The sequence below is a fragment of the Kitasatospora sp. NEAU-69 genome, assembly GCF_057158765.1.
In genome coordinates this window covers 23,497-37,441 of sequence record NZ_JBWXUE010000013.1, presented here as the reverse complement: position 1 = coordinate 37,441, position 13,945 = coordinate 23,497, and the positions used below count along the sequence as shown (strand labels likewise).

The following is a 13,945-nucleotide window of genomic DNA, read 5'->3' as shown; positions in this document are numbered from 1 at the left end:
CCTCGTGGGCGGGCGGGACTAGTTGTCGCCGTCCTCGTCGATCAGGAAGCCACGCATCGGGGCCGGAGCCTGCTGCATCGGCTGCATGGGCTGCGGCGGCTGCGGGCGGACCGCGGCCATCGGCTGGGTCATCCCGGCCGGGGCCATCTGCGGGGCACCGTTGCCGGCCGGCGGGTTGCCACCGAAGGACTGGTTACCACCGAAGGACGGCTGGCCGCCACCGAACGACTGGTTCCCACCGAAGGACGGCTGGCCACCACCGAAGGACGGCGCGACCGACGACGCGGCCGGCGGCAGCGAAGCGGTGGCCGGGATCCGCGGCGGGGCGAGCGAGTCGTCGGCCTGCGACTCCAGCTGGCGCAGCTGGGTCTCCAGGTACGACTTCAGGCGGGTGCGGTACTCGCGCTCGAAGGCACGCAGGTCCTCGACCTTGCGCTCCAGGGTCGCGCGAGCGGACTCCAGCGAGCCCATCGCGACGCGGTGCTTCTCCTGCGCGTCCCGCTCCAGCGCGTCGGCCTTGGCACGGGCGTCGCGCTCCAGACCCTCGGCGCGGCTGCGGGCCTCGCCGACGATCTTGTTGGCCTCGGACCGGGCCTCGGAGATCGCCTGGTCGGCGGTCTGCTGGGCGAGCGCCAGGACGCGGGCGGCACTGTCGCCACCGGGACCCTGCTGCTGCATCGGACCACCGAGCGGGCCACCCATCGGCTGACCCATCGGGGCGCCCATCGGCGCGAGCTGCTGCTGGCCGCCCATGGTCTGACCCATCGGCTGCTGACCCATCTGCTGCTGCATCGGGTTGCCCATCGGCTGCAGCATCTGGCCGCCCATCGGCTGCACCAGCTGCTGCTGGCCGCCCATGGTCTGGCCCATCTGCTGCTGCTGCATCTGCGGCTGCATCTGCTGCTGCTGGCCGGGGATCTGACCCTGCATCGGGCCACCCTGGCCGGGCGGCAGCTGCGGAGCGCCCGAGGGCAGGCCCAGCGGCTGCTGCTGCTGGCCCATCTGCTGCTGCTGCGGCGGCATCTGCTGCTGCTGCTGGCCCGGGCCCTGCTGGCCGGGGACCGGCGGGCCGGATATGGCGGCGGGCACCGGTGCGCCGGGGCGCTGGGCGTCCTGCGGCTGCTCCTTGCGCATGTTGGCCTGGTTCTGCGCCGCGGCCCGGGTCGCCGCGGCCAGCTTGGCGCGCAGGTCCTCGTTCTCGCGGAGCAGTCGGGTCAGCTCGGCTTCGACCTCGTCGAGGAAGGCATCGACCTCGTCCTCGTCGTAGCCTTCACGCAGGCGGACGGTCGTGAACTGCTTGTTCCGAACGTCCTCGGGGGTCAACGGCATCTCTTCACCTCAACGTGATCGTCGGCACACTGGCATACTGCCGCTTCGCTCACCACGGCAGACGCTGCACGAGCGAGATCAGGGCATACACAATGATCATCAGTACGAAGAAGGACAGGTCGAGCGCCACGCCCCCGAGACGCAACGGCGGAATGAACCGCCGAAGAAGCTTGAGTGGCGGATCCGTGACAGTGTACGTGGCCTCCAGGACCACCACCATGACCCTGCCGGGGCGCCACTGACGGGCGAATTGGAATACCCAGTCCATGACCAGCCGGAACAGCAAGATCACCAGGAAGACGGTCAGCGCGTAGTCCAGCACTGCCTTGACGATCCCCATCGGGGCAGGTCCCTCCCAGTTCCCTCATCGTGTCCGCACCGGTCACTCACCGTGCTTCGGCTCCACACATGACGTCGTGGCCGGGTCAGCTCTGGTTGAAGAACCCACCCTCGGCGATCCTGGCCTTGTCCTCCGCCGTGACATCGACGTTAGCAGGAGACAGCAGGAACACCTTCTGCGTCACGCGCTCGATACTGCCGTGCAGACCGAAGACGAGTCCAGCCGCGAAGTCTACGAGGCGCTTCGCGTCGGTGTCGTCCATCTCGGTCAAATTCATGATCACAGGGGTGCCGCCGCGGAACTGTTCCCCGATGGTACGGGCCTCGTTGTAGGTCCGCGGGTGCAGCGTGGTGATGCGGTAAGGCTCTCGCTCGTTCACGACCTTGGGCATGATCACCGGCGCGCTCTTCTCCAGATTCTGACGGCGTTCGGGTGTGATGGATGACACTGGTGCCATCCGCGGCGGCTCCTGCCGGATCGGCACGGCGGCCGGCACCGGCTGGGGCGCGATAGAGGCGACCTGCGCCGGTGGTACGGCGGCGGGTCGCGGGATGTCCTCGGTCCGCCCGGTCCGGATCGGCTCGGGGTCCGTGTCGTAGTCGTCGTCCGGGTCGTAACCCTGGCCGTCGTACGTCTCGTCCTCCACGAGGCCGAGGTAGACCGCCATTTTGCGCATTGCGCCGGCCATGCTCCTGTCCTCCGCTCTGTGGTGGATCGGCTCCGTCACCGGCCGGGCCCGCGAAACCCGCCTCTGTCGAGTACGGTGGGTCCCCGGGGCCGTGGACATACGATCCACGATTGATGCCAAGCTTCTCGCTGGCCGTTCCAGGACGAATCGTCGAATTGTCCTGATTTGTCCTGCAGTCTGATCTACTACCCGGTGACGTTACCCGAGCGGCGACCGCGCGCCGAGCACCGCCGTACCGACGCGAACATGTGTCGCTCCGGCTGCGATGGCCTCTTCGAGGTCCCCACTCATTCCTGCGGAAACCATCGTGGCAGCAGGATGGCTTCCGCGTACGGCGGTTGCGATTTCCGCCAGCCGTGCGAACGCGGCGGCCGGGTCACCGGCCAGCGGTCCGGCCAGCGGAGCGACCGTCATCACACCGTCCAGGCGCAGCCCGGGCGTGTCGGCGATCTTGTCAGCCAGTACCGACACGTCCTCAGGGGCCACCCCGGCGCGGCCCTCCCCCGCGCCCGACTCCTTGTCGAGCGCGACCTGCACCAGGCAGCCCAGTTCCGGACGTTCGGCCTTCAGCACGGCCTCGGACAGCGCCGTGACCAGCCGCTCCCGATCGACCGAGTGAACATGGTGTGCGTAGCGCACCACCGAGCGCACCTTGTTGGTCTGCAGCTGGCCGACGAAGTGCCAGGTCAGCGGCAGGTCGGCGCATTCGGCCGCCTTGGGCGCGGCGTCCTGGTCGCGGTTCTCCGCGACCTCGCGCACGCCGAGCGAGGCCAGCAGGCGGGTGTCCGAGGCCGGATAGGTCTTGGTGACCACGACCAGGGTCACCTCGGCACGCGGTCGGCCGGCCGCCGCGCAGGCCGCCGCGATCCGGTGCTCCACGGCGGCCAGCCCGCCGCGCAGCTGCGCCAGGCGGTCGGCCGGGAACTCGGTCTCCTGCTGGTTCGTCATATCTCCTGCCTATCACGCGACGATGCCCACCTCAGCCCCCGAGGGGCGAGGTGGGCATCGAGCGCTGCCCGAAGCCGGTCGGCCGACCGGCCCGCAGCGCCTGTCTGTACGCAGCGCCTGTCTTGACTACTTGAGGAAGTCCGGCACGTCGAGCTCCTCGGCCGGGCTCTCCACGTACGGCAGCCGGGCCGGCTGGACCTGCGGCGGCACCGGCGGGGCGACCGCGGTCTCGGTCTTCGCGGCGGCGGCCTCCTCCGAACGGCCCGTCACCGAGCCCATGCCGCCGTACGGGCGGCTGCTCGGACGCTCCGGCGCGGCGGCCGAGGACGGGGTGGACTTCACCACCGGGTCGCGCACGATCGCCGGCGGCTGGCCGCCGTCGAAACCGGCCGCGATCACGGTCACCCGCACCTCGTCGCCGAGCGCGTCGTCGATGACGGCACCGAAGATGATGTTCGCCTCGGGGTGCGCGGCCTCGCTGACCAGCTGGGCCGACTCGTTGATCTCGAAGAGACCGAGGTCGGAGCCGCCGGAGATGGAGAGCAGCACGCCGCGCGCACCGTCGATCGAGGCCTCCAGGAGCGGGGAGGAGATCGCCATCACGGCGGCCGCCTTGGCCCGGTCCTCGCCGCGGGCCGAGCCGATCCCCATCAGCGCCGAGCCGGCGTCCGACATGACCGACTTCACGTCGGCGAAGTCGAGGTTGATCAGGCCCGGGGTGGTGATCAGGTCGGTGATGCCCTGGACGCCGGAGAGCAGCACCTGGTCGGCGGAGCGGAACGCGTCCAGCACGCTGACCTGGCGGTCGGAGATCGACAGCAGTCGGTCGTTCGGGATCACGATGAGGGTGTCGACCTCCTCGCGCAGCCCGGCGATGCCGTCCTCGGCCTGGTTGGCCCGGCGACGGCCCTCGAAGGTGAACGGGCGGGTGACCACGCCGATGGTGAGCGCGCCGAGCGAACGGGCGATGTTGGCGACCACGGGCGCGCCACCGGTGCCGGTGCCGCCGCCCTCGCCGGCCGTCACGAAGACCATGTCGGCCCCCTTGAGGACCTCCTCGATCTCCTCGCGGTGGTCCTCGGCGGCCTTGCGGCCGACCTCGGGGTTGGCGCCGGCGCCGAGGCCACGGGTGAGTTCGCGGCCCACGTCGAGCTTGACGTCGGCGTCGCTCATCAGGAGGGCCTGCGCGTCGGTGTTGATCGCGATGAACTCGACGCCCTTGAGACCGACCTCGATCATCCGGTTGATGGCGTTCACACCACCGCCGCCGATGCCGACGACCTTGATGACTGCGAGGTAGTTCTGCGGTGCTGCCACGTCGAAGGCCCTCTCGCCTCGATATTTCCGGGTCGGTTCTCGGGGTCGTGAAAACCGACGGATGTCGATGGGTGGGGAGCCCGGTTCCTGACTGAATGTCCGAAATGGAGACCGCCGACCCGAACCCTAAACTTGACGTTGAGGGTTCATGCTGTGCGTGTGTCAGATAGTCACGCGACACAGCCTGGTGACACAGGACACTAAGTGCCGGGCGGCCCGTGTTCAACGAACACGCCGAGCTTCCCTTTTTTCTTTTGAGCCTATGTGATCATTGACCGGCCCTGTGGACCGGGGGTAACCACCAAGGGTCGGCCAATCACCGACGAGTCGTCAACAATGCACTGACGAGTCCAGGAGAACCTACCCGATACCGCGTCAGCCCGAGATCGCCGGGGCGTCCGGGGCGCTCACGTCGTACGTCGTCGCCCGCTGGTGCAGCAGGGCCAGCAGCACCGTCGCCTTGCGCTCGGTGCGCTCGGGACTCCCCCATCGAACGGTCGCGCCACTGGTCAACCCGAGTTCGATGTCGTCATACGAACGGACCTGCAGGGAACCGGCCTGCCGGGCCACTTCGGGCGGCAGCGCGGCCGCCACCCGGACCGCGCCCTGGACCAGTTCGGCCGACGAGAAGACCGCCGCCGCGTCCTGGGCGGGCTGGCTGAGCTGCAGATCCACCACCGGAACGCCCGGCGGAGGTGTCGCCTCGGTGGCGAAACTCACGCCTTGCGCATCCATCTGGGTGAATTGTCCATTACTGCCCTTGACAGCGGCGACAGCCTGACGCTCTATCACCTTCACTCGAAGGGTGTGCGGCCAGCCGCGCCAGACCTCGACCTTCTGCACCCGGGGGATCGCCTGGACCCGGCGGCGCACCGCGTCCAGGTCCACCCGGGCCAGCGGACCGTGCTGGATCTGCCCTATGGCGCCGCGCACCTGGTCGACTGTCAGCTTGTCGTCCCGCAGCCCCTGGACGGCGACATTCTGCACGTCCAGGGCCGAGGAGAAGAAGACCAGCCAGCCGACCAGTCCGAGCAGCCCCGCCCCCAGACCGGCGAGCACGACGACGCCCCGCCGCGACAGCTTCAGTCGCGGCAGGTGCTCCTCCTCGTCCTCGCCCTCATCCAGCGGATCGTCAAGACCGTCAGCCACGACGACGGCCGCCCCTGGCTGCCGCGATCGCCTCGTACACCATCCCGACCAGCAGATCGTCTGCGTCGCGGCGGCCGAACTCGGCCGCCGCCCGGCTCATGTCCCACAGCTTCTGCGGGTCGGTGAGGACCGGCAGCACGTTCTGCAGCACCCAGTCCGGGGTCAGCTCGGCGTCGTCCACCAGCAGGCCGCCGCCCGCCTTGACCATCGGCTGCGCGTTCAACCGCTGCTCGCCGTTGCCGATCGGCAGCGGCACGAAGGCGGCCGGCAGGCCGACCGCGGCCAGCTCGGCGACCGTCATGGCGCCGGCCCGGCAGAGCATCAGGTCGGCGGCGGCGTAGGCGAGGTCCATCCGGTCCACGTACGGCAGCGCGCGGTACGGCGGCATGCCGGGGATGTCGTCGATCTGCGGCAGCTCGTTCTTCGGGCCCACCGCGTGCAGGATCTGCACGCCGTACTGCTGGAGCCGAGGCGCGATCGCCTGGACCGTCTCGTTCAGCCGGCGGGCGCCCTGCGAACCGCCGGAGACCAGCAGCGTGGGCAGCCGCTGGTCGAGGCCGAAGTAGTGCCGCGCCTCGGGGCGGACCGCGTTGCGGTCCAGCGTCGCGATGGTGCGGCGCAGCGGGATGCCGATGTAGCGCGAGTCGCGCAGCTTGCTGTCCGGGGTGGAGACCGCGACGAAGTCGCTGTACCGGGCGCCGATCTTGTTGGCCAGGCCGGGACGGGCGTTCGCCTCGTGCACCACGATCGGCACACCGGCCCGCTTGGCGGCCAGGTAGGCGGGCATCGCGACGTAGCCGCCGAAGCCGACCACGGCGTCCGCCTGGACCCGCTCGATGATCTCCTGGGCGGCGCGCACGGTGCCGCGCAGCCGGCCCGGCACGGTGATCAGCTCGGGGGTGGGCTTGCGCGGCAGCGGGACGGCCGGGATCAGCTCCAGCTGGTACCCACGCTCGGGTACCAGGCGGGTCTCCAGGCCGCGCTCGGTGCCCAGCGCGGTGATGCCGATGCTGGGGTCGTGCCTGCGAAGCGCGTCCGCCAGCGCCATCGCCGGCTCGATGTGACCGGCGGTGCCTCCGCCGGCGAGTACGACATGCACCGAAATTCACCGCTCCCTGCGCGCGGGCCGAGCGGCCGGGCGCGCTGTGGTTCGTCGTGGCAGCACCCGGCGCAGACCTGTCCTGAACCGGGACTTCGAGCTCCGGGCGGCAAGAGCCGCCTTCGCCCCCGGGACGCTGCGTGCGAAGCAGAGCAGCATCCCGAGCGCGCACATGGCCGACAGCATGGCGGATCCCCCGTAGGAGAACAGCGGGAGGGGTACGCCCGCGATGGGCAGCAGTCCCAGCGCCGACCCCAGGTTGATCATGGCCTGCGCCATGATCCACGTGGTGGCGGCTCCCGCGGCGTACCTGACGAAGGAGTCCTTCGTGCCGATCGCCACACGGATACCCGCATACCCTAGTGCCGCGAAGAGACCGATAACCGACAGCGTCCCCACCAGCCCCAGTTCTTCGCCGGTCGCGGCGAAGATGAAGTCGGTGTGCGCCTCCGGCAGCAGGCCCCACTTCTCGTAGCCGGCGCCCAGTCCGGTCCCGAACGGTCCGCCCAGGCCGAAGGCGTAGAGCCCGTGCAGCGCCTGGAAGCAGTCGTGTCCGGGCACCTGCCTGGTGATGCCGATGCAGGCGAGCCGGTCCAGCCGGTGCGGCACCGTGATGATCAGCGCGGTGCACGCGACCACCGCGATGCCGAGCGTCGCGACGAAGAGCCGCAGCGGGGCGCCGACCATCCAGAGCAGCGCGAAGACCATGGCGACCAGGATCATCGAGGTGCCCATGTCGCCGCCGAGCATGATCAGCAGCAGCAGGAGCAGCGCGCCGGGCACCAGCGGGACCAGCAGGTGCTTCCACTGGGTCAGCGTGCCGGCCTTCTGCTTGCGGGCCAGCAGGTCCGCGGCCCAGAGCAGCAGCGCGAGCTTGGCGAACTCCGAGGGCTGCACCTGGAAGAAGCCGAAATTCAGCCAGTTCCGGTTGCCGTTGACCGTCATGCCGATGCCGGGGATCGCGACCAGCGCCATCGCGCCGATCGAACCGAGCAGCACCGGGTACGCCAGCACCCGGTGCACCGCCACCGGCACCCGGGCGGCCGCGATCAGCAGCACCGAGCCGAGCACCACGGCGACCAGCTGCTTGCGGAAGTAGAAGAGGCCGGGCAGGCCCTGGTGGATCGCGGTGATGTTGGAGGACGAGAAGACCATCACCAGGCCGAGCACCACGAGCAGCGAGGCGGAGCCCAGGATCAGGTAGTACGGCGTCAGCGGACGGTTCAGCGTCCAGCGCAGCCGCTCACGCAGCGCCTTCACCCGGCCGGTCAGTCCCTCGGCCTTGAAGACCGTGCTGGTGGCCGAGATCAGGGCCGGCGAGGGGCCGCCCTCCGGCGGTGCGGCCGTCTCCGCCTTGCTCTGCCCCGCCACAATCGCCGCCCCTCTGTGCTTGTCGCCCGCTCGCCTCCGGGCCCTTTGACCCGGCGCCGACGCTCCTCGCTCCGGCGTTCCCTCGTACCTCGGTCACTTGTCGCTCGTCGCTTTCGGCACCGGCGGGCCCTTCGGCTCGGGGCGGAGCCTCCGGATGGCGAGGGCGCCGTTTCCGTCAGTCCGTCAGACCCCGCACCGCCTCGGCGAAGAGGTCGCCCCGCTCGCCGTAGTTGGTGAACATGTCCATCGAGGCGCAGGCCGGGGCAAGCAGCACGGTATCGCCCGAACGGGCGAGCTTCGCGGCGGCCCGGACCACCTCGGTCATCGCCACCGCGCCAGTCTGGCCCGCGGCCGCTTCGATCACTGGTACATCCGGGGCGTGTCGCGCCAGCGCCTCGCGGATCAGCGCGCGGTCCGCACCGATCAGCACCACGGCCCGGAGCCGCGCCGCCGCGCCCTGCACCAGCTCGTCGAAGACCGCGCCCTTGGCCAGGCCGCCGGCGATCCACACGATCGGCTGGTAGGCCGCCAGTGAGGCCGCCGCGGCGTGCGTGTTGGTCGCCTTGGAGTCATCGACGTACGTGACCCCGGCCACCTCGGCCACCCGGGCGATCCGGTGCGCGTCCGGGCGAAAGGAGCGCAGCCCGTCCCGGATCGCCTTGGCGTCCACGCCGTAGGCGCGCGCGAGGGCGGCCGCGGCCAGCGCGTTCGCGATGTTGTGCGGGGCGGGCGGCTCCACGTCGGCGACCGAGCCGATCTCGGCCGCGTTCTTGGCCCGGTCCGGCACGAAGGCGCGGTCCACCAGCAGGCCGTCCACCACGCCGAACTGGGAGAGCCCGGGGGCGCCGAGGCCGAAGCCGATCGCCCGGCAGCCCTCCTCGACGTCGGCCTCGCGGACCAGCTCCTCGGTGGCCGGGTCGGCCAGGTTGTAGACGCAGGCGACCTGGTTGCCCTGGTAGATCCGGCCCTTGTCGGCGGCGTACGCCTCCATCGAGCCGTGCCAGTCCAGGTGGTCCTGGGCCAGGTTGAGCACCGCCGCCGAGTGCGGGCGCAGCGAGGGCGCCCAGTGCAGCTGGTAGCTGGAGAGCTCGACGGCGAGCACGTCGTACGGCTGTCGGTCGGCCGGGCCGTCGGCGTCGGTATCGGCCTCGAAGCCGGCCAGCACCGCGTCGAGCACCGAGACGCCGACGTTGCCGACGGCCGCGGTGTGCTTGCCCGCCGCGGTGAGGATCGAGGCGAGCATCTGCACCGTGGTGGTCTTGCCGTTGGTACCGGTGACGGCCAGCCAGGGGGCCGGCTCGCCGGTCGCGGGCAGCGGCTTGCGCAGCCGCCAGGCGAGCTCGACGTCGCCCCAGATCTCCAGGCCGGCCTCGGCGGCGGCCGCGAAGAGCGGGCTGCTCGGCGGCCAGCCGGGCGAGGTGACGACCAGTCGGGTGCCCTCGGGCAGCGTCGCGCCGTCGCCGAGCCGGACCTGCACGCCGGACAGTTCGCCGGCCGTCAGCTCGGCGGCCTTGCTGCGCAGCGCCGGGCTGTCGCCGCCGTCCACGACGGTGACGACCGCGCCCAGGTCGCGCAGCACCCGCGCCGCACTGACGCCGGAGAGGCCGAGCCCGGCCACGGTGACCGGCAGGCCCTTGAAGTCGGGCGTGGTCAGGTCGGCAGTGCTCAACTCGTCACCCATCCCGCGTAGAAGATCCCGAGACCGACGGCCACGCAGAGGCCCTGGATGATCCAGAACCGGACCACGATCAGCACTTCGCTCCAGCCCTTGAGCTCGAAGTGGTGCTGGAGCGGCGCCATCTTGAACACCCGCTTGCCGGTCATCCGGAACGAGCCGACCTGGATGATCACCGAGAGCGTGATGATCACGAAGAGGCCGCCGAGCAGCGGCAGCAGCAGCTCGGTGCGCGAGCAGATCGCCAGGCCGGCGAGCGCGCCGCCGAGGGCCAGCGAACCGGTGTCGCCCATGAAGATCTTGGCCGGCGAGGTGTTCCACCACAGGAAGCCGAAGCAGGAGCCCATCAGCGCGGACGCGACGACGGCCAGGTCCAGCGGGTCGCGGACCTCGAAGCAGTTGGCGGTCGCGGTGATCATCCGGGCGCAGCTCTGGTTGTACTGCCAGACGCCGATGAACGTGTAGGCGCCGAAGACCATCACCGAGGCGCCGGTGGCCAGGCCGTCCAGACCGTCGGTGAGGTTCACGCCGTTGGACATGCCGGCGATCATGAAATACGCCCACATGACGAACAGCACCGGGCCGATCGCCCAGCCGAAGTCGTGCACGAAGGACAGGTGGGTCGAGGCCGGGCTGATCCCGCGGTTGTCGCTGAACTGGAGCGACAGGATCGCGAAGGCCAGGCCGACGAAGGACTGCCCGAGCAGCTTCGCCTTGGCCCGCAGGCCGAGCGAGCGGCGCTTGACCACCTTGATGTAGTCGTCCAGGAAGCCGACCACGCCGAGTCCGGTCATCAGGAAGAGCACCAGCAGGCCAGAGGCCCGCGGCTGCTCGCCCGTTATCACCTTGCTCAGCGCGTACGCGATCAGCGTGGCCAGGATGAAGGCGATACCACCCATGGTCGGCGTACCGCGCTTGCTGTGGTGCGCCTTGGGGCCGTCGTCGCGGATGTACTGGCCGTAGCCGTTCTTGGCCAGCAGCTTGATCAGCGCCGGGGTGCCGAAGAGCGACAGCACCAGGCCGATCATGCCGGAGAAGAGGATCTGCCTCACCTGGCAGCACCGCCGGCCGTACCGTCCGCCAGCAACGCCTCGGCGACCCGCTCCAGGCCGACCGACCGGCTGGCCTTCACCAGCACCACGTCCCCTGGCCGCAGTTGACCACGCAGCAGCTCGACCGCCGCGTTCGCGTCGGACACCAGCACCGACTCCTCACCCCACGAACCTTCGTTCCTCGCGCCCAGTTCCATGCAGGCCGCGTCGCGCCCGCCGACCGCCACCAGCTTGGTGACGTCGAGCCGGACCGCGAGCCGCCCGATGGCGTCATGCTCGTCGAGGCTCTCCTCGCCGAGTTCCCGCATCTCGCCGAGCACCGCCCAGGTACGGCGGCGCTCCGGGCCGCGGCCGCCCATCGTGGCGAGCGCGCGCAGCGCGGCCCGCATCGACTCCGGGTTCGCGTTGTACGCGTCGTTCACGACGGTGACTCCATCGGCCCGGTCGACGACCTCCATGCGCCAGCGGGACAGCGCACCCGCCGCGCCGAGGGCGGCGGCGGTGTCGTCGACGGACAGCCCGAGCTCCATCGCCACCGCAGCGGCGGCGAGGGCGTTCGAGACGTGGTGCTCACCGTACAGGCGCAGCTGGACCGGAGCGGAACCGGCCGGGGTGGTCAGCGTGAACGATGGACGACCGGTGGAGTCCAGGCGAACATCCTGTGCGCGAACGTGGGCATCCCGGCTCTCGCCGAAGAGGACGACCTTCGCACGGGTACGCGAGGCCATCGCACGGACCAGCGGATCGTCGGCGTTCAGCACCGCGGTGCCGTCCTCGGCCAGCGACTCGACCAGCTCGCCCTTGGCCTCGGCGATGCCCTCCTTGGAGCCGAACTCGCCCAGGTGCGCACTGCCGACGTTGAGCACCAGCGCGACCGAGGGGCGGGCCAGCGAGCAGAGGTAGGCGATGTCGCCCTTGTGCCGGGCGCCCATCTCCAGCACCAGGTGCCGGGTGTCCTCCTCGACCCGGGTGGCCGTGATCGGGAAGCCGAGCTCGTTGTTGAGCGAGCCCTCGGTGTAGACGGTCGGGCCGAGCCCGGCCAGCAGCTGGGCGATCAGGTCCTTGGTACTGGTTTTACCGGCCGAGCCGGTCAGCGCGACCACCCGGGCGCCCTTGGCCCGGTCGACGACCGCCTGGGCCAGCCGGCCCATCGCGTCCTGCACGTTCGCCACCAGCACGGACGGCACGCCGACCGCGCGCTCGGCGAGCACCAGCGCGGCACCGGCCGCCACCGCCCGCTCGGCGTAGTCGTGCCCGTCCACGTGCTCGCCCCGGAAGGCCGCGAACAGGCCGCCCGGCTGCACCTTGCGGGAGTCCACCGCCAGCGGGCCGGTCACCAGCGCCTGCGGGTCGGTCACGTCGACGAGCCGGCCGCCGGTCGCGGCGGCCACCTCGGCCAGGGTCAGTGCGATCACAGCTGCTCCACTCCTCGGTCGCCGCGGTGGGCGTGCGCGATGGCCTCGCGCAACACCTCGCGATCGTCGAACGGGCGGACCTCGCCCTTGACGTACTGGCCCAGCTCATGGCCCTTGCCGGCCACCAGCACGGTGTCCCCGGCGTGCGCGCGGGCCACCGCGCCCGCGATCGCCTCGGCGCGGTCCGGCAGCACCAGCAGCTCGCCGCGCTCCGCCTCGGGGACCGCGACCGCGCCGGACAGCATGCTGGCCAGGATCGCCAGCGCGTCCTCCGAGCGCGGGTTGTCACTGGTCAGCACGGCGGTGTCGGCCAGGCGTGCGGCGATCGCGCCCATCGGGGCGCGCTTGTGCGGGTCGCGGTCGCCGCCGCAGCCGATCACCACGTGCAGTCGGCCCTTGGTGACCTCGCGCAGCGACTCCAGCACCGCCTGCAGCGCGTCCGGCTTGTGCGCGTAGTCCACCACCGCGACGAAGGGCTGCCCCGCGTCCACCCGCTCCAGCCGGCCCGGCACGCCGGGCACCGCGGCGATGCCGGCGACCGCGTCGGCCAGCGGCAGGCCGGCGGTCACCAGCGCGGTGATCGCGCCGAGCGCGTTGGCCACGTTGAACGGGCCGGGCAGCGGGACCACGGCGTCGGCCGTCGCGCCGTCGGGGCCGAGCACCCGGAAGGTCGAGCTGACCGGCCCGAGCTGCACGTCCACGGCCCGCCAGTCGGCCTCCGGCGCACCCTTGGCGGAGAACGAGGTCACCGGGATCGCGGCCTCACCCGCGAGGCGGCGCCCGAAGGGGTCGTCCAGGTTGACCACCCCGGCCCGGCTGCGGCCCGCCTCGAACAGGCGCGCCTTGGCCAGGTAGTAGTCCTCCATGTCCGGGTGGAAGTCGAGGTGCTCCGGCGTCAGGTTGTTGAAGACGGCGACGTCGTACGAGACGCCGTCGGCCCGGCCGTAGACCAGCGCGTGGCTGGAGACCTCCATCACCACCGCGTCGGCCCCGCGCTCGCGCATCACCGCGAGGATCGCGTGCAGGTCGGTGGCCTCGGGCGTGGTGCGCTCGCTCTTGATCCGCTCGGCGCCGACCCGCATCTCCACGGTGCCGATCACACCGGGGACCTTGCCGGCGCCGAGCAGGCCGCCCTCGACCAGGTACGCGGTGGTGGTCTTGCCGTTGGTGCCGGTGATGCCGATGGTCAGCAGCGCCTGCGCGGGCTCGCCGTAGATCCGGGCCGCCAGGGCGCCCATCCAGGCCCGTGGCTGGTCGACGACCAGCAGCGGAACCGCCAGGCCGGCCGCCTGCTCGGCGCCCGCCGGGTCGGTGAGGACCGCGACGGCTCCGCTCGCCGCCGCCTGCGCCGCGAAGGCGGCGCCGTGGTGGTTGGCCCCGGCGAAGGCCACGTACACATCGCCCGGACGCACCGCGCGGGAGTCGTGGGTGATGCCGCGGGCCGGGTCGCCCTCGACCGCCGGCACGCCCAGGATCCGGGAGATCTCGGCGAGCGGCAGCGGCACCGCCGTGGTCGGGCGCGGGGGGCTCACACTGGTTTGGTCTGATTTCGGCACGGCGGG

General features: G+C 71.2%; 12 protein-coding genes. All 12 read right to left on the bottom strand.

Translation table 11 applies throughout. The features are described from left to right. Positions 1–18: 18 nt before the first annotated feature. The 12 genes from AC060L_RS16850 to AC060L_RS16795 all read right to left on the bottom strand — a co-directional run bounded on the left by AC060L_RS16850 (position 19) and on the right by AC060L_RS16795 (position 13,939). On the bottom strand, positions 19–1,329 hold the full coding sequence (locus AC060L_RS16850; RefSeq protein ID WP_483799567.1) for a DivIVA domain-containing protein: 1,311 nt from the start codon (positions 1,327–1,329) through the stop codon (positions 19–21). Positions 1,330–1,378: 49 nt separating this feature from the next. Further along, a complete protein-coding gene (locus tag AC060L_RS16845) occupies positions 1,379–1,669 on the bottom strand; it encodes a YggT family protein (protein WP_483799566.1) in 291 nt (96 codons plus the stop codon). 85 nt (positions 1,670–1,754) lie between these two features. Next, positions 1,755–2,357: a cell division protein SepF gene (locus AC060L_RS16840; RefSeq protein WP_483799565.1), complete on the bottom strand. Its 603-nt coding sequence runs from the start codon at positions 2,355–2,357 to the stop codon at positions 1,755–1,757. Positions 2,358–2,555: 198 nt separating this feature from the next. Continuing rightward, entirely contained in the window at positions 2,556–3,305 is a 750-nt protein-coding gene (locus AC060L_RS16835; protein WP_483799564.1) for a YggS family pyridoxal phosphate-dependent enzyme, read from the bottom strand. Between the two features lie 126 nt (positions 3,306–3,431). Further along, positions 3,432–4,622, bottom strand: coding sequence for a cell division protein FtsZ (gene ftsZ / locus AC060L_RS16830; protein ID WP_483799563.1), 1,191 nt, complete (start codon positions 4,620–4,622; stop codon positions 3,432–3,434). A gap of 375 nt (positions 4,623–4,997) precedes the next feature. After that, positions 4,998–5,771 carry a cell division protein FtsQ/DivIB gene (locus AC060L_RS16825; RefSeq protein WP_483799562.1) on the bottom strand — a complete coding sequence of 258 codons (774 nt, stop codon included), beginning with the start codon at positions 5,769–5,771 and terminating at the stop codon, positions 4,998–5,000. After that, complete coding sequence (gene murG / locus AC060L_RS16820) at positions 5,764–6,870, bottom strand: undecaprenyldiphospho-muramoylpentapeptide beta-N-acetylglucosaminyltransferase (RefSeq protein ID WP_483799561.1); 1,107 nt, start codon at positions 6,868–6,870, stop codon at positions 5,764–5,766. The genes AC060L_RS16825 and murG overlap by 8 nt, the downstream gene beginning before the upstream one ends. A gap of 6 nt (positions 6,871–6,876) precedes the next feature. After that, positions 6,877–8,241: a putative lipid II flippase FtsW gene (gene ftsW / locus AC060L_RS16815; RefSeq protein WP_483799560.1), complete on the bottom strand. Its 1,365-nt coding sequence runs from the start codon at positions 8,239–8,241 to the stop codon at positions 6,877–6,879. A gap of 175 nt (positions 8,242–8,416) precedes the next feature. Continuing rightward, on the bottom strand, positions 8,417–9,895 hold the full coding sequence (gene murD / locus AC060L_RS16810; protein WP_483799738.1) for a UDP-N-acetylmuramoyl-L-alanine--D-glutamate ligase: 1,479 nt from the start codon (positions 9,893–9,895) through the stop codon (positions 8,417–8,419). A gap of 11 nt (positions 9,896–9,906) precedes the next feature. Next, positions 9,907–10,968 carry a phospho-N-acetylmuramoyl-pentapeptide-transferase gene (gene mraY / locus AC060L_RS16805; protein ID WP_483799559.1) on the bottom strand — a complete coding sequence of 354 codons (1,062 nt, stop codon included), beginning with the start codon at positions 10,966–10,968 and terminating at the stop codon, positions 9,907–9,909. Then, a complete protein-coding gene (locus tag AC060L_RS16800; protein ID WP_483799558.1) occupies positions 10,965–12,383 on the bottom strand; it encodes a UDP-N-acetylmuramoyl-tripeptide--D-alanyl-D-alanine ligase in 1,419 nt (472 codons plus the stop codon). The genes mraY and AC060L_RS16800 overlap by 4 nt, the downstream gene beginning before the upstream one ends. Beyond that, positions 12,380–13,939, bottom strand: a complete 1,560-nt coding sequence (locus AC060L_RS16795) for a UDP-N-acetylmuramoyl-L-alanyl-D-glutamate--2,6-diaminopimelate ligase (RefSeq protein ID WP_483799557.1) — start codon at positions 13,937–13,939, stop codon at positions 12,380–12,382. Before AC060L_RS16795 ends, AC060L_RS16800 begins: the two co-directional genes overlap by 4 nt. Positions 13,940–13,945 lie beyond the last annotated feature (6 nt).

Coding starts and splice junctions, on each gene's coding strand:
- AC060L_RS16845 (WP_483799566.1), bottom strand. CDS start 1,669: ATGGGGATCGTCAAGGCAGTGCTGGACTACGCGCTGACCGTCTTCCTG.
- AC060L_RS16850 (WP_483799567.1), bottom strand. CDS start 1,329: ATGCCGTTGACCCCCGAGGACGTTCGGAACAAGCAGTTCACGACCGTC.
- AC060L_RS16840 (WP_483799565.1), bottom strand. CDS start 2,357: ATGGCCGGCGCAATGCGCAAAATGGCGGTCTACCTCGGCCTCGTGGAG.
- AC060L_RS16835 (WP_483799564.1), bottom strand. CDS start 3,305: ATGACGAACCAGCAGGAGACCGAGTTCCCGGCCGACCGCCTGGCGCAG.